Below are 17,535 nucleotides of genomic sequence, written 5' to 3'. Positions count from 1 at the left end.
CGACGTCAGGCGGCATTGATCAAATGCGTTTGTCCAAGCAGGGTCAAGGCCGCGCGAAAACTCTCGTCCTCTACCGCCTGATAGAGGGCCAGTTCATCCAAAACCGACGCGCCCAGCGCGGCCTCAAACGCGGCGCGGTTGGCGGATTGACCAAAATTGCTCTGTTCATCCGAGCCAAGGTTCGATTGGAAAATCCCCGCCGCCGAAACGGGCAGGAAATCCTCATACGTTTGCGGATCCACGATCAGATGCCCGCCCGCGATCAGGTCCTCAACCGAGGCCGCCGTGCCATCGACCGGCGCGCCCGCGCGATAGCGGACATAGGCCAGCCCCTGTTGACGCAGCGCGGTTAGATCGTCGGGAAAGCCCGCGAATGCATCCGAGAGGGCCGCGACATATTCCGACGCACGCTCTCCATTCGGGCCGACGGACACACGGCCCCGCGCGTCGTTCAGACAGGAATCATACATCGCCCGCCCCGACGGTTTCAGGGCGACGCCACGCTGTTCGATTTCGCCAAACCGCGCGGTGTGCGTGCCGGTTTCGCCGTGAAACGAAATCGGTTCCTGCAGCGCCTTGAACGAGGTCTGGCGCAACAGGATATCGGCGGCGCGGCGCGGCGGGCCCTCGACCACGGCCTTGGGGGAAATGCCGCGCGCGGGCATCTCGGCCTGTACCGCGTCAATATCCAGTGTGCGTGGCGTCAGGTGGTTGATGTGGGGTCCGCGAAAGCTGACCACGTCGGCGATCAGACGGTGCGCGGCGACCAGATCGGAATAGGTATCGGCGTCCACCGTCGCCTCGGAATGCCAGCGGAAGGTCTCTAGCGCGGCGGCGACAAACGCCTCGGCCTCGGCTTGGGTCAAACCGCCCTTCGCCTCGGCCTGTTCGATCAGGCGCAGGGCGACGGGTGTCACAATTGAACGGTTGTTCAATATCTCGGCCGCACGGGCCGCCAAATCCTGATCCTCTAGCAATTCCAGACGGATCAGGGATGTGAACACCCGAAACGGATTGCGCGACAGGGAATGCGGATCGACGGGGCGAAACGCGGTCGAATGCACCGGCAGACCCGCCACGGACAGGTCATAATACCCCACCGGCACCATGCCCATCACCGCAAACATCCGCCGGATCAGCGACAGTTCCGCCGGCGTACCCACACGGATCGCGCCATGGCGTTCGACGTCCAACCGGTCCAGCTCATCCGCCGCGCGCATCCGGTCGCGCATCGCGGGGTTCTCCGCCAGAACCCGCGCGTTCACATCGCGCACAAGGTCGATCAGCGTGCCATATTGCGGCACCTCGGCGCGATACATGTCCGACATGGCGCGCGAAAACAGGGTGCGGATGGCGTCAGGGTGTAGGAAATCGGTCATATCATCCTCAACTCAGGTGGCGGCGCGCGCTGATCGCATGGGTCAGGATCGCGCCGGTCTCGTAATAATGGCGTTTGATGGGGGCCAGCGGTTCGCGATGTCCGGCCACGGGCGCAAGGGGTAGCGCGTCCATGCCACCGCCCGTCAGGGCACGCGCGGCGGCGGTGCCAAACACGGTGCCGGGACCAATGCCCCGCCCGCTATAGCCAAAGATCGACAGGGCATTGGGGCCGAATTCAACCACCTTGGGCACATGGTCCGAGGTCATCGCGATATCGCCTTGCCAGACATGGTCGAACGCGATGTCGCGCAGATCAGGATAGAGCGCGGCCAGCTTGCGACGCGCCCATGCGTGATGGACCCCGCGCCCCGCGCCCGCCACATCGCCGATGCCGCCGACGATCAGACGCCCCGCCGCATCCGTGCGGATCGAGGACATCACCATCGCGGTGTCCCACGCGCCCTCGCCCTCGGGCAGGATGCGCGCGCGCATTTCGGGCGACAGGGGCGCGGTGGCGAACTGGCTGTATCGCACGGGCACATAGGTCGGCGCGGCCCCACGTGGCGCGCCCATACCGCGGTGATAGGCGTTGGTCGCCATCAACACCGCGTCCGCGCGCACGGTATAGGCCCCGATGCGCGCGGCCCAATGATCGCCCTGCCGCGTCAGGCGGGACACGGGCGCATGTTCGTGGATCGCCGCGCCCGCGACCTGTGCCGCGCGGGCCAGACCCCGACAGTATTGCAGCGGCTGGATCGTCCCCGCACGCGGATCAAACAGCGCGCCGTGAAACGCCGCCGATCCTGTGCGCGCCGCCGTTTCCCCCGCATCCAGCAGACGCAGGGGCGCACCGGTCCGGTTCCCTTGGGCCAAACGATGTTCCAGATCACGCAGACCGCTCGGCGCATGGGCCAGATGCAGGGTCCCCGCGCGCCGCGCCTCACACGCGATGCCATGGGTGTTGATCAGACCGAACACCGCATCGGGCGCCGCGCCAAGGGCAGCGACCAACCGCATTCCCGCCTCGTCGCCCAAGGCCGCGCAGACCTGATCGGGCGGCAACCACAAGCCCGCGTTGACCAGACCCACGTTGCGCCCCGATCCACCGTGTCCGATCTGGGCGGCCTCGACCAGAACCACCCGCGCGCCACGCGTGGCGGCCTCAAGCGCGGCGGCGCATCCGGTGAACCCGCCGCCGATCACCAACAGATCGGCCTGCGCGTCCCCCGTCATGCCCGCGTACCCGATCAGGTCGGACGCGCCGAGCCGCCAGAGCGGCCTATCGGTGTCAGATGTCAAACTTGACCCCTTGGGCCAGCGGCAATTCGGCGGAATAGTTCACCGTGCTGGTCTGACGGCGCATATAGCCCTTCCACGCGTCCGAGCCGCTTTCGCGGCCACCGCCGGTTTCCTTTTCGCCGCCAAAGGCCCCGCCGATTTCCGCGCCCGACGGCCCGATGTTGACGTTGGCAATGCCGCAATCCGAACCGGTCGCGGACAGGAACGTCTCGGCCTCGCGCAGGTTCAGGGTAAAGATGCAGGACGACAGGCCTTGGGGCACATCGTTTTGCATCGCAATCGCCTGTTCCAGCGTGTCGTATTCCATCACGTAGAGGATCGGCGCAAAGGTCTCTTCGCGCACCGTGTCGGTCTGTTCGGGCATCACGGCCAGCGCGGGCGACACATAGGCCCCACCGGCGGGCACGCCATCGGTGACGGCCTCACCGCCGTAAACGGTCGCACCTTCGGCCCGTGCGGCGTCCAGTTGCGCCAACATCCGGTCCCGCGCACCCGCATCGACCAGCGGCCCGATCAACGTGCCCTCGGTACGCGGATCACCAATGGGCAAAGACGCATAGGCCGCGCGCAGACGCTCAACCAGATCACTGGCCACGGATTTATGCACGATCAACCGGCGCAGCGAGGTACACCGCTGCCCCGCCGTGCCGACGGCGGAAAACACGATTGCGCGCACCGCCATGTCCAGATCGGCAGAGGGCGCGACGATCATCGCGTTGTTACCGCCCAGTTCCAGAATACTGCGTCCCCAGCGGGCCGCGACCTTGGGCCCGACAATCGATCCCATGCGGGTCGAACCGGTGGCCGACAGGATCGGCACGCCCTTGGACATAACCATGGCCTCGCCCACTTCGGGGCCGCCGATGACCAGTTGCGCCAGACCTTCGGGCGCATCATCGCCAAACCGTTCAATCGCGCGGTTCAGGATTTTCATACAGGTCATCGCGGTCAGGGGCGTCTTTTCCGACGGCTTCCAGATGATCGGGTTCCCACAGACCAGTGCCACCGCCGCGTTCCACGACCAGACCGCAACGGGAAAGTTGAACGCCGAAATGATCCCCACCGGCCCGACGGGATGCCACGTTTCCGTCATCCGGTGACCGGGGCGTTCGGATGCAATCGACAAGCCGTACAATTGGCGCGACAGCCCGACCGCGAAATCGCAGATGTCGATCATCTCTTGCACTTCGCCCAGACCCTCGGACGTGATCTTACCGGCCTCCAGCGTGACCACCGCGCCCAACTCGTCCTTGGCCGCGCGCAGTTCCTCGCCCAAAAGGCGCACCAACTCGCCACGGCGCGGCGCGGGTACCTGACGCCATGCGGTAAACGCCTCGCCCGCACGCGCGATGATGGCGGCCATGTCCGACGGATCGGTCTCGGTCACATGCGCCACAACGGCCCCGTCGATGGGCGAGGTCACGGCCAATGTGCCGCCCGTTAGGTCCTGTGCGTTCAGCCCCGCCGCGGCGAGGGTCTGTTCATGTGACATGGGGTTCTCCTGTTTCGTGGGACGGGCCGATATCAAACCCGTCCATTTGTTCGCTAAATTCACATTAGCGGCTGATATCCGCCCGAATAAGTGCTAAATACGCACGAACCTTGGAGAAAAGCGAACATGATTGCACCGCGCCGGTTCCTACCCTCGATCAGTTCCCTCTTGGCGCTTGAGGCGGTGGAACGTCTGGGCACGACCTTGGCGGCGGCGGATGAATTGTCGCTGACCCACTCGGCGGTCAGTCGCCAGTTGCGTGTGCTGGAGGATCAGATCGGCGTGCATATGTTCCACCGCGAAGGGCGCGGCCTGCGCCTGACCCCTGCGGGGCAGCAATACGCGCATTCGGTGCGCCAGACCCTGAACGATCTGGCGACGGCAAGCTTGCACCTGCGCGCCAGCGGCTCGCGCGCCAAGATCAGTCTGGCCGTTCTGCCCGCCTTCGCGATGTACTGGCTGACGCCGCGCTTGGGCGGGTTCATGGACCTCTATCCCGACGTTCTGGTGAACCAGAGCACGCGCCTGACCCAGTTCGATTTCCAGCGCGAAAAATTCGATGCCGCGATCCATTACGGGCGCCCCGATTGGCCCGGTGTGGACCACGTCGAAATCTGTGCCGATCGGGTGATCCCCGCCTGTGCGCCCGCCCTGCATCCCGGTGGCAGGCCCAGCGTGCAGGACATCCTGTCCATTCCCCTGTTGCATCTGGAATCCCGCCCCGGCGGGTGGGAGCACTGGGCCCAGCGCCAAGGGGTTGAGGCCAGCCGGTTGCGCGGCCCGCTCTATGATCAGTTCGCCACACTGGCCCGCGCGGCGGCGGCGGGTCTGGGGGCGGCGCTGCTCCCCGACTTTGTGGCCGAGCATGAGTTCGCGACGGGGGGGTTGGTCCCGCTCTGGGATGCGCCGACGCCCACCGACGGGTCCTATTTCATCGTCTGGCCCACCTCGCGCCCCCGCACCGAGGCGTTGACGCATCTGTGCGACTGGCTGTCCTCGGCGGCGCGGAATTAGGCGGCGGGGGTGGTCAGATCGGCCATCAGTTCCAACAGGCGTCCGACCTCATCCAGACTGTTGTAATGGCAGAGGGAAATGCGGATACAGTCGCTCATCCCCAACGGATTTAGGACATTGCCCGAGTAATGATCCGCCTTGCGCGTATGGGTGCGGATGCCGTTCTGGTTCAGGTATTCAACCACCTCTTCGGACGGGCGGCCCGCAACCACACAGGACACCAGCCCCTCACGCGCGGGGTTTTCAACGCCGCCAAGAATCGTGATCCCCGGCAGATCGGCCAGTCCCGGACGATTGCCAACCCCATGCAACATCGCATCGGTCAGGGCCTGTTCATGGGCGTGGATCGCGGCGCCTGCGGCCTCGATCCGCGCGCGGGGATCGGTTTCGTCGCTGACCTCAGCCCCCAGCCAGTCGAAATAGGCCACCACATCGGACATGGTCGCATAGGCCCCCGTGTCCCGCGTGCCCAGTTCCCAGGCACCGGCAGGCGCACCGTCGAGCGCATTATGCGCCACCGCCGAGAGACGATCCGACACCCACGCCATGCCATAGCCGTGGCGCGAGAACATCTTGTAGGGCGACACGACATAGCCGTCGATCCCGTAGGCCGCCAGATCAATGCGCCCGTGCGCGGCGTGCTGAATGCCATCAACGATGATGAAACAGTCGGGCGCGACCGCACGGATTTCGGCAGCAATTGCGGCAACGTCCACGCCCATCCCCGTCACGGGCGAGGTATGGATGATCGTCGCAACCCGCGTATCGGGCGTGATTTCGGTGCGGTAGGCGTCCACGCCAACGGTGCCCGTCGCCGCGTCATGGGGGAAATGCACAACCTGCAGCCCCGCGCGTTCACCCCATTGGCGCGTCGCACTGCGCGTTGCGGGATGTTCCAGCGTCGATCCAACGACACGACCGCCGCGTGGCCCCGCATCCAGACAGGCCGCCGAGATCAGACGAAAGCAGAGCTCGGTCCCGCTTTCGCCCGCGAAGAACTGCCCACCGGGCGCGTTGAACAGGGTCGCCATATCGGCGCGGGATTTGGCGATGATGTCGACCAAGGCCTGCGCGGCGGCGTTCGCGCGCCCTTGGTTGTCGGGGATGGCGGCGAAGGTGGCGCTTGTCTCCGCCACGGATTTCAGGGCCAGCGCGCCGCCCGCGTTCTCAAAGAACACACGCGGCCCCGTGAACGGGCAGGTCTCGACATGGGCGAAACGCGCCCGTACCTCGGCCAAAAGTTCCGGCGAAAACGACATCCTGTACCCCGTTGGTTTAGTTGGTGAATCACGCGCATTGGTTCACGGAACGCGCGCCAGACACAAGGGCGAAACGCCCTGTTCCGATACCCAATACCGGCGCTGATGTCGGACACGCCTTCGGCGAGAGTATTTTTGCCAAGATGAAAACAGAAGCGCGCGCGAAATCCTACGCCGGATCAAGTTTTTGCGCGGCGCGAAAGGATCTGAGACAGGTGATGCCACATGTCGGCGCCGTAGCTGCGCGCGACGAGGAGGCGCAGGGTGCCCTTTTCGGGGCGCAGGGCGAAGGCGCTAAAATGGCTGATCAAGGTGCGGGTTGCCCCGCCGGGTGCAAGGACGCGAGGCGGGAGGTTCACGAGATGTGGCAACAACGCGTCGATGTCGCCGCCCAAAATGTCCAGCGTGATCCAGCCGTCGGATTGATCGGTGACGCGGGCCCCACCTGCGTCGAGAGCGGTGAGATCCGCGCCCATCGCCATGTATTGCGACGGACCGGTCCAGATCACGTCAACCGCGCCGCCGAATTGTCCCTGTCCGGCCTGTGGGGGTGCCACTCCCACGATGTGTTCAGGGTGTAAGCCCGTCGGAAAGGCGAGCGACATCAAACGGAGATCGCCGCGCTCGGCCAAGGTGTAGGGTCCATGATTGACGACCGACGGCGTACCGCCGCCCAGCGCATAAGTGGCAAGCAAATCAGTCACGTAGGCGTCCCCCCTCTGGATCAACGAAATGCGGCGACACCACGCGGCAGGTCAAGTCGCCCCCCTCAATCGGGTTGGCGGCGATGACCGTTTCGCCCTCCACCGGATCGGCAAGATAGGCCAATGCGATGGAGCGCCCCACATGCGGCGAATAGCAGGCCGACGTGACCCAACCACGGTCGTGATCCAAGTTGCGCGGGGTATCAGGCGTGAACAGATGCGCGCCCGCAACCATCGTCCCCTCGGCCTCGACCGGCATCAAACCGACCAACCGGCGGGGATCATGTGCCAGACCTTCGCGCCGTGACATGACCGCGCCAATCGCGTCCTTTTTGACCGATACCATCCGCCCCAGCCCCAGCATCTGCGCCGTGGTTTGACCGTTCAACTCATTCCCGGCGGCATGGCCCTTTTCGATGCGCAAGACGCCAAGCGCCTCGGTCCCATAGGGCGTCACATTCAGGTCCGCGCCGAGCGTCATCAGACGCTCCATCAATGCATTGCCATAGCGTGCGGGCACGGCCAGTTCATAGGCCAGCTCCCCTGAAAAAGAGATGCGGAACAGGCGTGCGGCCAATCCCCCGCAGACCGTCAAAGACGCACAGGCCATGAAGGGAAATGCCGCGTTCCCAAGGTCGAATTCGTCAACCATCCGCGACAGCAACGCGCGCGACTTGGGACCCGCCACGGCGATTTGCGCCCATGCATCCGTGACCGACATCAGTGACACATCGAGGTCCGGCCACAGACATTGGCGCGCGAATTCCATGCGTTGAAACACAAGTCCCGCCTGTGCCGTGGTGGTTGAGACGACGAAATGCTCGTCACTCATCCGAGCGCAGGTGCCGTCGTCATAAGCGAACCCGTCCTCGCGCAGCATCAGGCCATAGCGCACCTTGCCCACGGCGAGCGTGCTCATCATGCCTGCGTAAATCCGATCCAGAAAGACGGCGGCATCCGGCCCCTGCACGTCGACTTTCCCAAGGGTCGAGACATCGCAAATCCCGACATCTGAACGCACCGCCATGGCCTCACGATCGACGGTTTGACGCCAATGATGCTCGCCCGCGCGGGGGAAATATTGCGCGCGCATCCATGGGCCAACCTCGGTGAACACGGCGCCTTGTTTGCGCGCCCACGCATCGGTCGGGGTCAGGCGACGGGGCCGGAAATACGCGCCCGTATCCCCGCCCCCCAGCACCCCAAGCGACACCGGCGTATAGGGCGGACGGAACCGCGTCGTGCCCGTTTCGGGGATCGGTTTACCGGTCAATTCGGCCATCAGGGCAAGCGCGGTGACATTCGCCGTTTTGCCCTGATCCGTCGCCATCCCAAGGGTGGTCCAACGTTTCAGATGCTCGACCGAGCGCATGTTTTCGCGGTGCGAGAGGGCGATATCCTTGACCGTCACATCGTTCTGGAAATCGACCCAAGCGCGCCTTTTGGACGGGACATGCCAGATGTCACCGGCGGGCATGTCCGCGCCGACGGCCTCGGCCTCGGGCAAGGGGATGTCGGGCGCAGATTTCCCGAGGGCGACCACCACGTCCCGCGCGATCATGGCCCCGTCGGCAATGGCGGAAATCGCGCTGTCCCCGCATCCGCGCGCGGCACCGGCGGCCACCATCGCATCGCCCGCACCGATGGTCGGCAGGAACGCGCGGTGCGCCTCGGACCATGACGGCGCGGCCCCGCGCTGGGTCAACAGGGCGATGTTCGGGTTCCATCCCCCCGCAACGCCCAAAGCCCCCGCCGTGATCCAGCGCGCAGGCCCGTCGCCCTCCACACGGATCGCGCGCAGCCCCTTGCGTCCCTTGCTGCCCGTCACAGTCGCGCCGCGAAACACCGGATAGTCCGGCGACACCGGCACATCCGCGCGCGTGTCGATCACACCGGCCAAAGGCACCCCCGCCGCGACCAGATCGCGGGCGGTGCGGTGGCCGTCATCGGTGCTTGTGAAAATCGCGATGGGGTCGTCTGCGTTCCGTTGCGCCGTCACGGCCCAGCGGTTGGCATAGGCGCGCATCGCACCCGATAACATGAGGCCCGGGCGGTCGTTGTTTTCAAACGGGATGTGGCGTTCAATCGCGCCCGCCGCAACAATGGTGCGGGCCGCCGTGATCCGCCACAAGGTCTGGCGCACAGGGCCATCGGCGTGCCGTTCCACCGCGCCAAACACACCGTGATCATAGACGCCGAAGACCGTCGTGCGCGGCATGATCCGGACGTTGCCCATCTGACGCAACTGGGCGACCACCGCATCCGCCCACTCGGGCGCCGGCGCACCGTTCAGCACCTCACGCTCGGCCAACAGGCGCCCACCGGCGCGCGTGTCCTCATCCGCCAGAACAACGTTCAATCCCGCCGCCCCACAGATCAGCGCGGCCATCAAACCGGCCCCACCCGCCCCGACGATCAACACATCGGGATGCAAATAGCCCTCATCATAGACGCCCGGATCGGCCTCCATCGACAGCCGCCCCAAACCGGCGGCGCGCCGGATGATGGGTTCATACAGACGCTCCCAAAAGGCACGCGGCCACATGAAGGTCTTGTAGTAAAACCCCGCCGCCAGAAACGGCGACAGAACATCGTTCACGGCCATCACATCGCGGGTCAAACCGCCTATGTGGTTCTGACTGAACGCGGTCAAACCGTCGGACAGTTCAACCACCGTGGCGCGGGTGTTTGGTGTCTGCGCGGCACCCGTACCGATGGTGATCAGGGCATTGGGCTCCTCCGATCCGGCTGTGAAAATCCCACGTGGACGGTGATATTTGAAACTGCGCCCGACCAGTTGCACGCCATTGGCCAATAGGGCCGAGGCCAAGGTATCCCCGCGCGCACCCGTCATCGCCCGCCCGTCAAAGGTGAACCGCAAAACCGCATCACGGTCGATCAAGCCACCGGAAATCCGCGTCATGCCTGTCCCCCTTTGTGCGCCAGTTCCGCGCCCAAGACCTCATGCGTCAGGGTGTTGCGCGTCACGATCAACCACGACCGGTCGCCGTGCTCATGAAACCAGAGTTCGCGATGCACACCGGCGGGGTTGTCGCGCAAAAACACATAGTCGCAAAACGTGGCCTCGGCCCCGTCGGCCATACCATCGGGCCGGTTCATCAGGGACGCATCGCCCAGATAGGTGAATTCGGACGCATCGCGCGGGCCCAAAAGCGGATGAGGGATCAACATCGCCGCCTCCTAATGCAGGTTGGGTTGGGCGCCGACGCCCTTTTCATCAATGACATAGCCACGGTTGAACCGATCCAACCGATAGGCGCTCGCGGTCTCATGCGGACGATCCGTGGCCAGCAAATGGGCAAAGGCATAGCCCGAGGCAGGCGTCGCCTTGAACCCGCCATAGCACCAGCCCGCGTTCAGATAGAGCCCCTCGATCGGCGTGCGGTCGATGACGGGCGAGCCGTCCATCGACATGTCCATGATCCCGCCCCAAGAGCGCAACAACCGCGCCCGCCCGATCATCGGCATCAGGGCCATGCCCCCCTGCGCGACATCCTGCAACACGTCCAGATTGCCGCGCTGTGCGTACGAGTTATAGCCGTCGATATCGCCGCCAAAGACCAAACCGCCCTTGTCCGACTGGCTAATATAGAAATGCCCCGCGCCAAAGGTGATGACGCCGGGAATGGTGGGCTTTAGACCCTCGGACACAAAGGCCTGCAAAACGTGGCTCTCAATCGGTAGACGCAGGCCCGCGCGCTCCATCACGCGGCTGCTTGACCCGGCGACGGCCACACCGACCTTGGGCGCGCGAATGTCGCCGCGCGTGGTCTGAACACCCTGCACGCGACCGCCCTCGATCAGGAACCCCGTGACCTCACAATGCTGGATCAGATCGACGCCCAACTGATCGGCGGCCCGCGCGTAGCCCCACGCCACCCCGTCATGGCGCGCCGTGCCCGCGCGGCTCTGCCGTAACCCGCCCTTGATCGGGAACCGCGCATTGTCGAAATTCAGGAACGGCACGATCTCGCGCAACTGATCCTGCGACAGCAACTCGCCCCCCGCACCGATCAGATGCATCGCATTCCCGCGCCGCCGATAGGCATCCCGCTGCCCGTCCGAATGGAACAGGTTGATGATGCTGCGCTGGCTGACCATGGCGTTAAAGTTCACCTCTTGTTCAAGGGTCTCCCACAGCTTCATCGAGAACTCGTAAAACGGCTGGTTCCCCGGCAAGAGATAGTTCGACCGAATAATCGTCGTGTTACGTCCGATGTTTCCGGACCCCAGCCACCCTTTTTCCAGAACCGCGATCCGCGCCTGACCAAAGGTCTTGGCCAGATAGAACGCGGCTGCCAGACCGTGACCGCCACCGCCCACAATAATGATGTCATAGGCCGGCTTGGGCGCAGGATCGCGCCACAGCGCGCCCCATCCCTTGTGCCCCGTCAGGGCCTGTTGCAACACCCGAAATCCGGAAAAGCGCATGAAACTCCCCACATCCAATTCCCCCATTGTATCGCCCCGCGCCGCGCTTTACCTTTCACCTTGGGACAAATACTTAATCTAAACGGACAGATGCAGCGGATCGGCTTTGTATTAATCGACGGGTTTGCCTTGCTCAGCACCGCCGCAGCGATGGAGCCCCTGCGCGCCGCCAACCTGTTTGCGCCAAAGCCGCTTTATGACCTCGTGCCGCTGTCGACATCGGGCGGCTGGGTCGGTGCCTCCCTTGGGGCGGGGTTTCAGACGACGCGCCTGCGTGATGCGGGGGCCCTTGATATGGTGTTTGTGGTCGCGGGCGGCGATCCGATGGCCTTGCGCGATCCGGACCTGATGACGTGGCTGCGCGACATGGACCGGCGCGGCGTTCCCCTTGGCGGCATCTCGGGCGGGGCGGCGGTTCTGGCGCGGGCGGGCGTGATGGATCAACGCCGCTTTACCGTTCACTGGCACCATCTGGATCAGGTGCGCGCCCTCTCCGACCGGTTCGTGGTGGAGCAGCGTCTTTATGTGATCGACCGCGACCGGTTGACCTGTGCGGGCGGCGCGGCGCCCCTTGATATGATGTACGCGATGATCCGCGCGGACCATGGCGCGCCCCTTGCCCGCCAGATAAGCGATTGGTTCATCCAAACCGACATCCGCCTGCCCGACGCCCCGCAACAGGCGGGCATCGGTGCACAGTTCGGCCCCCTGCCCCGCGCGGTTGAGGACGCCCTTGACCTTATGCACAGCCACCTGTCCGACCCGTTGGCACGTGATCAGATCGCCGATCTGGTGGGCCTGTCCACGCGCCAATTGCAACGCCTGTTCGATGCCCATATCGGCAAGGGCCTGATGGCCACCTATCGCGATCTGCGCCTGCGTGCCGCCGATGACATCCTGCGCAAAACCGTTCTGCCGGTGGCGGATGTGGCGCAGATGACCGGCTTTGGCAGCGCGCCAGCCTTTGCCACGGCCTATCGCACACGGTTCGGCCATCCGCCGCGCGACGCCCGCAAAACGCAAAACGGCGGCCCAAATTCGGACCGCCGCAATCGCACCTAAGCACTCGGTATTAGTCTTCGACGGGGACGATATCAAAGACGAACAGATGGGCCTGATCGCCCTCGTTCTTGACCCAGTGATGGACCTCTTTGCTCTCCAGAACCGCCGTGCCGGGGGCGATGTGGTGCTTTTCCTTGCCACGGATTTCCATCACGCCGTCGCCCGAAACAACGAAAAACGCGCCGGGGCGGTGCTCATGCCCATGGACGGCGACCACGCCGCCGGGTTCAACGGTGACTTGGCGGATGCGCACCTGAAAGCCCTCCATCTCGGGGATTTGCGCACCCAGTTCCAGCGCGCCACGGCCCGAGACGCTGACACCTTGGTGTTCGGTGGGGGCCTGTTCGGCCAAGGTGACGGTGGCCGATACCAATGCTGCGGCCAAGGTGGGGATAAACAGTTTCATGTCGGTCTCTCCTGTTCTGCGTGTGGGAGAGATATGAGGCCAGGTCAGTTAGCTAATCAAGTAAACTAAGTGAATGCATAATGTGACCCGCCCGACCCGATTGTGATGGCGCAGGTGCTTGACCGAAATAGCTAGGTCAGTTAACGATTCTGCCCTTATTGCCGGAGGCCCCCATGGATCAGAGCAACGCGTTTTCCTTTCCCCTGACGATCACGCGGCCCGAATTGATGGTGGATGGCAACGACCGGCAATTGCGCCGGTTGCTCTATGATGTCACGGCCTTGGCCGCGCGGATCGAACAGATGCGGGCGGAATTTGCCAAACGCCTTGAGGTGTCCAAACCGCAATACAACATCCTGCTGCACCTCGCCCAACATCAGGGCCAGACGGGGCGCACCGTGGCGCAAGTGGCCGAGGCCCTGCGCGTGACCGGTGCCCATGTGACCAAGGAAACGCGTCTGTTGATCGATCAGGGGCTGATGGTCAAACACCCCAACCCCGAGGACGGACGCAGCGTGTTGTTGATGATTTCGCCCGAGGCCGGTCGACGCATTACCGAGCTGTCCGCGGTCCTGCGCAGGGTGAACGACAACCTGTTCGCGACCCTGAGTGCCGAGGCCTTTGCCCAGATGTCCCAACATGTGCACGACACGTTGAACGACGCGGAACGCACGCTGCGCAACCTGCCGTTCTATCTGGACAACACGACGGATTAGACGTCGAGACCCGCGTCGTTCAGGGCCGCACGAATGCGGGCGATCTCGCGTTCGGTCGTCAGGCCCTGTTGCGCGTGATCCCAGATGTCGCGCAGCACCTCGTCAATCGCGGCCTCAGGGTGCAATGTCGTGCAGGCGCGCAGACGGCACAGCACGCTGATCATGGTCAACAGAACCTCGGCATTGCCCGCCCCGTCGCGCACAATCGCGCGAAAGGCCTGAATGATCAGGGCGTCGGTATCAAGCGGCGGCAGGTACACGCGGTCAAATGCGGGATCGGGCGTGGGTTGGTCGGTCTCAGGGTGGCTCCAGTTCCAGAGCAGCCGCTCAAGGCGCGCGATCACCTCAACCGCTGTGCCCTGATCGTTGATGCCGGGCGACAGGGCCTTGGACGCGGCCTCTCGCAATATGGCAAGCGCATAGGTCGGGTCATCCTGAATGGTGCGGTTTTCGGACACGACGAAACACCGGCTTGGCGCATCGCCGCCCTGATCACCGGTGATCCAGCCCACAGACTGCCCGCGCAACACCCGTGCGCCCGGCAGATGGCGGACATAGATGCGCGCGTCGCGGTCCTTGGCCAAGGATTGCAGTTCTTCGATGTCGATATGCGCCACATAGCCCGACCCGGGCGCGGGGATGTCGACATGTGGCCCATCGGGCGGGCCGTCCCCCGACCACGCCACGCCGCCCAGTTGGGGCACATCGCGCGCACGTGTCAGGGCCTGTTCCGCCGCCGTCTCGGCCTGATCCAACGCATAGGCCAAGGACCCGATCCGCGACAATTGCCCGATCCAGCGCACCAGCGACAGCACAATCGCCGCCACAACGAACACCGTCGCGCCAAACACGATCACCGCCGCGCTGTCGCTATAATATCCCGCGCGAAACAGGATCAGCGACGTCAGCGCAAAGACAAAGGCCCCAAGAAACGTTGCCAGAACCGTCTGTGTTTCGGAATCCTCGGCCAACAGGCGGTGAATGCGCGGCGTGGATTGATCGGCCAAGGTCCGGTGCGAGGACACCATCACACCCAGCGAAAACGTCACCACCGCCAGCATCCCGTTCGCCAGAACTGTCAGAATGGGCAGGGTTGTAGCTTGGGTAAACCGGTCTTTGGGGCCGTCGGGGATATAGCCATCAAACAGTTCCGCCGACAGCGCCGCTAGAAAGGCCAACGCGGTATAAAGCGCCACGCGCACCCACAACACGCGGCTGAGACGGCGCGCCTGCCAATAAAACCGTGCAATAATCGGTCGGGGGTCCAAAGCCATAGGTCATCCAAATTCAAAATCCGCCCGACATGGGGCTTGGGATGAACAATAGCCCGTCCCTGCCAAGTTGACAGGTCTCTTAGCCCTCGAACCCGACCGATTTGGCAAACAGGTCCAGATATGACCCCTCGGGCGGTTGGCGGCGGGCGTTGTATTTGCGCATCTGGTCCTTGAACAGATGGACGACCTGTGTGTCCTCGCTCACAAAGGCCTCAACCCCCGCGGGCGGGGCAAAGAACAGATCGCTCAGCCACCAAGGCACGGGCGAATAGACATCCATCGGACGCGCGTGCACATGTTCGCCCGTCTTTTGCAACGCATGGTTCAACCCGCGCGGCCCATAGACGATCCGCAACAGTTTCCCCTGTTTCAGCAACCGCCGCCCGACCGGCGTTTTCTCGACGATCCGGCGCTGATCCGCGTTCATCCATTCGGGCACGATTTCGGGGTTCTCGATATGCTCAAGCAGATGATCAAGCGCGGCTGAATCGGGCGGCAACCGCAAGGTGGCATTGTTGATCTGCCCCGAGCTATTCGGCCCCGACCACGAAATCGCATAACCGTCCTGCACGCTCACCGGACGCACGGCCAGAATATCGCTGTCCATCCAGACGTAATCGGTCTTTTTCATCAGGTAGAGACGGAAAATATCGGCCAGAAACGACGGCGCCGCGTTTTTGGCAAGGCGACGGGGCGGATCATAGACCTCTTGCACGGGCACCAGTTCCAGCCCCTCGATCTGTGGGTCCATCGGATCGGTGTGGAACAGTTTGACCACATGCCCCTGATGCAGAAAGGAATGGATCGAAAGCCGCTCAAACCAGCCAAGCTCACTCCCCTTCCAAAACATTGCAATGACCGGAAGTGCCTGCCCCATCGTTCATATCCCCTTTTTTGCCGAGGTAATATCGCCAAGGCGGTGAAGTCAATTCCGGATCAGACCTTCACGGCGCGGCGGATTGGGCTTCTCATCGCGGGTTTGCGGCGATAGGTTTCTCCCAAGGGTTGTTTTATCTTGCCTTTGCACGCCATATCGGGCCCGTTCCCGCGGTGGTCAAGGGACACGGATGTCGCCCGCATTAACCCGATGATGAGGGAGCTCATGCCCGTACCACGTTCGGGTGAGGGAACGGATGGCGTTGGAATGTAGGCCGCAAAAACCCTCACGCCCGGCAATGGGGATTGCTGAGGCACGAGTGCATGACGATACCACCACCAAATAAGGGCCGCGCATGATAAACACGATACTGGGCAGGTTCCGCAAAAATTGAGATGGCACAATCCCTCTCACCCAACAACAAAACCGTCTCCGACATCAACTTGCCGCATTGGAGCGTCAAGCAATGAATATGTTCACTTTCCATACCCCCGAGCGTCCTGAACCTCTTGGACTTGACCTTGCCAATCTTGCCGGTGGCGGGTCGTGTCCCTCACAATTCTACGGAAAAACCCATGATGGCCTGGATGTCTACGTTCGGTATCGTGGCGGCATACTGCGCGTCCATGTCGCCAATGTGCCAGGTGTTCGTGCAGTAGACGACGGTCAATGCATCCTACAGACGCAAATCGGGACGCAGTATGATGGCACGATATCGCTCAGCCAATTTTGCAGCACCTTTGGCGTGACCGTAAACGGGATCATGCCCAAAGAGACGAACCCAGAGGCCCATCGCAACGCTGACTTCACAGGACAAACGACCTATTGGGAAAGTCACCTTGATCAAATCACCATTGAGACGTCGCGCAGAATTCTTAGTGAGGCATGCCTGACCTTACCCGATGCCCTATTGGTGCGGCCAGTGGTTACCGACGCCCACAAGCTAGAGCGCCTTGAAGCAACCACGCCGGAACAGATTGACTATTGGCATGCTTGGCTGATCACCGGAGCATCTGGTATGGCGGAGTTAAACATCGATCCAGAGTTCGGAGTCTTGCCGGCCCCTGATCAACTCGTTGTCGAGATCCAATTTTCGCCTTGGCAATTTCCGGCGCCAAGGTATACCGGCCTAACGAAACATGCGGAAACGGATTTGGGATGCAGACTCTTCGTTCCAGGAGAGCGTGGGATGCCGGAAGACATAGCACTCACGACCGATACTTTGCGCATGAGGTCAAAGTTCCGGAAAAACGATGAAGTCACGCGAAACCAGCTTGCCGCTCTAGGGGAAGCAATCTCTCGGTTGATCCCACCAACCAATCTAGAAAGGAGAGACCTAAAGACAGGCAGCCTTATTGACTATGTCGACCGACCAATCGACCCCGTCATTGTTGACTGGTGTAACTCCGCCGAAAACCGGTGGGTATCAATCACGCGAACAGACCGAAATGGCCCATGGATCGGCGAGCGCCCCACAAGACCCTGAACACTCCGCGCCTGGACTTAGCGCCATCCGTAAGAACGCAAACAGCCCCATGCGATTTGCTGGGGCTTTAGGTATAATTTGGTTGCGGGGAGAGGATTTGAACCTCTGACCTTC

The 17,535-nt window shown here is 63.2% G+C and carries 15 protein-coding genes; 4 read left to right on the top strand and 11 right to left on the bottom strand.

The window, feature by feature from the left end:
• Positions 1-5: 5 nt before the first annotated feature.
• From R1W00_RS05020 to R1W00_RS05010, 3 genes are read right to left on the bottom strand one after another with little or no spacing between them, the layout of a single operon-like run.
• Positions 6-1,379 (bottom strand): VOC family protein, encoded by a 1,374-nt coding sequence (locus R1W00_RS05020; protein WP_317261631.1) that lies wholly within the window; start codon positions 1,377-1,379, stop codon positions 6-8.
• Between the two features lie 7 nt (positions 1,380-1,386).
• Entirely contained in the window at positions 1,387-2,679 is a 1,293-nt protein-coding gene (locus R1W00_RS05015) for an FAD-binding oxidoreductase (RefSeq protein WP_317261630.1), read from the bottom strand.
• Positions 2,669-4,171 carry an aldehyde dehydrogenase family protein gene (locus tag R1W00_RS05010; protein ID WP_317261629.1) on the bottom strand — a complete coding sequence of 501 codons (1,503 nt, stop codon included), beginning with the start codon at positions 4,169-4,171 and terminating at the stop codon, positions 2,669-2,671. Before R1W00_RS05010 ends, R1W00_RS05015 begins: the two co-directional genes overlap by 11 nt.
• 126 nt (positions 4,172-4,297) lie before the next feature.
• Here R1W00_RS05010 and R1W00_RS05005 point away from each other — a divergent pair, with 126 nt between their 5' ends.
• Positions 4,298-5,185, top strand: coding sequence for a LysR substrate-binding domain-containing protein (locus tag R1W00_RS05005; protein WP_317261628.1), 888 nt, complete (start codon positions 4,298-4,300; stop codon positions 5,183-5,185).
• On the opposite strand, the gene R1W00_RS05000 is transcribed toward R1W00_RS05005, so the two are convergent.
• From R1W00_RS05000 to R1W00_RS04980, 5 genes are all read right to left on the bottom strand, one after another.
• A complete protein-coding gene (locus R1W00_RS05000) occupies positions 5,182-6,444 on the bottom strand; it encodes an aminotransferase class V-fold PLP-dependent enzyme (protein ID WP_317261627.1) in 1,263 nt (420 codons plus the stop codon). The two genes, R1W00_RS05005 and R1W00_RS05000, sit on opposite strands and share 4 nt — an antisense overlap.
• Before the next feature lie 179 nt (positions 6,445-6,623).
• Positions 6,624-7,148, bottom strand: coding sequence for a sarcosine oxidase subunit gamma (locus tag R1W00_RS04995; protein ID WP_317261626.1), 525 nt, complete (start codon positions 7,146-7,148; stop codon positions 6,624-6,626).
• Positions 7,141-10,071 (bottom strand): sarcosine oxidase subunit alpha family protein, encoded by a 2,931-nt coding sequence (locus R1W00_RS04990; RefSeq protein WP_317261625.1) that lies wholly within the window; start codon positions 10,069-10,071, stop codon positions 7,141-7,143. Before R1W00_RS04990 ends, R1W00_RS04995 begins: the two co-directional genes overlap by 8 nt.
• The gene (locus tag R1W00_RS04985) at positions 10,068-10,340 is read right to left on the bottom strand and encodes a sarcosine oxidase subunit delta (RefSeq protein WP_317261624.1); all 273 of its coding nucleotides are present in this window, start codon (positions 10,338-10,340) and stop codon (positions 10,068-10,070) included. Before R1W00_RS04985 ends, R1W00_RS04990 begins: the two co-directional genes overlap by 4 nt.
• Before the next feature lie 9 nt (positions 10,341-10,349).
• On the bottom strand, positions 10,350-11,600 hold the full coding sequence (locus tag R1W00_RS04980; protein ID WP_317261623.1) for a sarcosine oxidase subunit beta family protein: 1,251 nt from the start codon (positions 11,598-11,600) through the stop codon (positions 10,350-10,352).
• A 90-nt stretch (positions 11,601-11,690) separates the two neighbouring features.
• Here R1W00_RS04980 and R1W00_RS04975 point away from each other — a divergent pair, with 90 nt between their 5' ends.
• Positions 11,691-12,662 (top strand): GlxA family transcriptional regulator, encoded by a 972-nt coding sequence (locus R1W00_RS04975; RefSeq protein ID WP_317261622.1) that lies wholly within the window; start codon positions 11,691-11,693, stop codon positions 12,660-12,662.
• Positions 12,663-12,672: 10 nt separating this feature from the next.
• On the opposite strand, the gene R1W00_RS04970 is transcribed toward R1W00_RS04975, so the two are convergent.
• Positions 12,673-13,068 carry a cupin domain-containing protein gene (locus R1W00_RS04970; RefSeq protein ID WP_317261621.1) on the bottom strand — a complete coding sequence of 132 codons (396 nt, stop codon included), beginning with the start codon at positions 13,066-13,068 and terminating at the stop codon, positions 12,673-12,675.
• Between the two features lie 173 nt (positions 13,069-13,241).
• Between R1W00_RS04970 and R1W00_RS04965 the strand changes: the two genes are divergently transcribed.
• A complete protein-coding gene (locus tag R1W00_RS04965; protein ID WP_317261620.1) occupies positions 13,242-13,784 on the top strand; it encodes a MarR family winged helix-turn-helix transcriptional regulator in 543 nt (180 codons plus the stop codon).
• Here the strand turns inward: R1W00_RS04965 and R1W00_RS04960 are convergent.
• Together R1W00_RS04960 and R1W00_RS04955 are read right to left on the bottom strand one after the other, a co-directional pair.
• Entirely contained in the window at positions 13,781-15,058 is a 1,278-nt protein-coding gene (locus R1W00_RS04960) for a DUF2254 domain-containing protein (RefSeq protein WP_317261619.1), read from the bottom strand. The genes R1W00_RS04965 and R1W00_RS04960 overlap by 4 nt on opposite strands.
• A gap of 79 nt (positions 15,059-15,137) precedes the next feature.
• Positions 15,138-15,908, bottom strand: a complete 771-nt coding sequence (locus R1W00_RS04955; protein ID WP_317261618.1) for a hypothetical protein — start codon at positions 15,906-15,908, stop codon at positions 15,138-15,140.
• 493 nt (positions 15,909-16,401) lie between these two features.
• Between R1W00_RS04955 and R1W00_RS04950 the strand changes: the two genes are divergently transcribed.
• Positions 16,402-17,421, top strand: a complete 1,020-nt coding sequence (locus tag R1W00_RS04950; protein WP_317261617.1) for a hypothetical protein — start codon at positions 16,402-16,404, stop codon at positions 17,419-17,421.
• The last annotated feature ends 114 nt before the right edge of the window (positions 17,422-17,535 follow it).

This window comes from Rhodovulum sp. FJ3 (genome assembly GCF_032918305.1).
Taxonomy (GTDB): domain Bacteria; phylum Pseudomonadota; class Alphaproteobacteria; order Rhodobacterales; family Rhodobacteraceae; genus SAT37.
Note: the sequence above shows the minus strand (reverse complement) of the source record. Positions and strands in the feature narration are given on the sequence as shown.

What these genes read in the sequence shown, in the direction of transcription:
- R1W00_RS05020 (WP_317261631.1), bottom strand. Translation starts at nt 1,379, where the DNA reads ATGACCGATTTCCTACACCCTGACGCCATCCGCACCCTGTTTTCGCGC.
- R1W00_RS05010 (WP_317261629.1), bottom strand. Translation starts at nt 4,171, where the DNA reads ATGTCACATGAACAGACCCTCGCCGCGGCGGGGCTGAACGCACAGGAC.
- R1W00_RS05005 (WP_317261628.1), top strand. Translation starts at nt 4,298, where the DNA reads ATGATTGCACCGCGCCGGTTCCTACCCTCGATCAGTTCCCTCTTGGCG.
- R1W00_RS05000 (WP_317261627.1), bottom strand. Translation starts at nt 6,444, where the DNA reads ATGTCGTTTTCGCCGGAACTTTTGGCCGAGGTACGGGCGCGTTTCGCC.
- R1W00_RS04990 (WP_317261625.1), bottom strand. Translation starts at nt 10,071, where the DNA reads ATGACGCGGATTTCCGGTGGCTTGATCGACCGTGATGCGGTTTTGCGG.
- R1W00_RS04985 (WP_317261624.1), bottom strand. Translation starts at nt 10,340, where the DNA reads ATGTTGATCCCTCATCCGCTTTTGGGCCCGCGCGATGCGTCCGAATTC.
- R1W00_RS04980 (WP_317261623.1), bottom strand. Translation starts at nt 11,600, where the DNA reads ATGCGCTTTTCCGGATTTCGGGTGTTGCAACAGGCCCTGACGGGGCAC.
- R1W00_RS04975 (WP_317261622.1), top strand. Translation starts at nt 11,691, where the DNA reads ATGCAGCGGATCGGCTTTGTATTAATCGACGGGTTTGCCTTGCTCAGC.
- R1W00_RS04970 (WP_317261621.1), bottom strand. Translation starts at nt 13,068, where the DNA reads ATGAAACTGTTTATCCCCACCTTGGCCGCAGCATTGGTATCGGCCACC.
- R1W00_RS04965 (WP_317261620.1), top strand. Translation starts at nt 13,242, where the DNA reads ATGGATCAGAGCAACGCGTTTTCCTTTCCCCTGACGATCACGCGGCCC.
- R1W00_RS04960 (WP_317261619.1), bottom strand. Translation starts at nt 15,058, where the DNA reads ATGGCTTTGGACCCCCGACCGATTATTGCACGGTTTTATTGGCAGGCG.
- R1W00_RS04955 (WP_317261618.1), bottom strand. Translation starts at nt 15,908, where the DNA reads ATGTTTTGGAAGGGGAGTGAGCTTGGCTGGTTTGAGCGGCTTTCGATC.
- R1W00_RS04950 (WP_317261617.1), top strand. Translation starts at nt 16,402, where the DNA reads ATGAATATGTTCACTTTCCATACCCCCGAGCGTCCTGAACCTCTTGGA.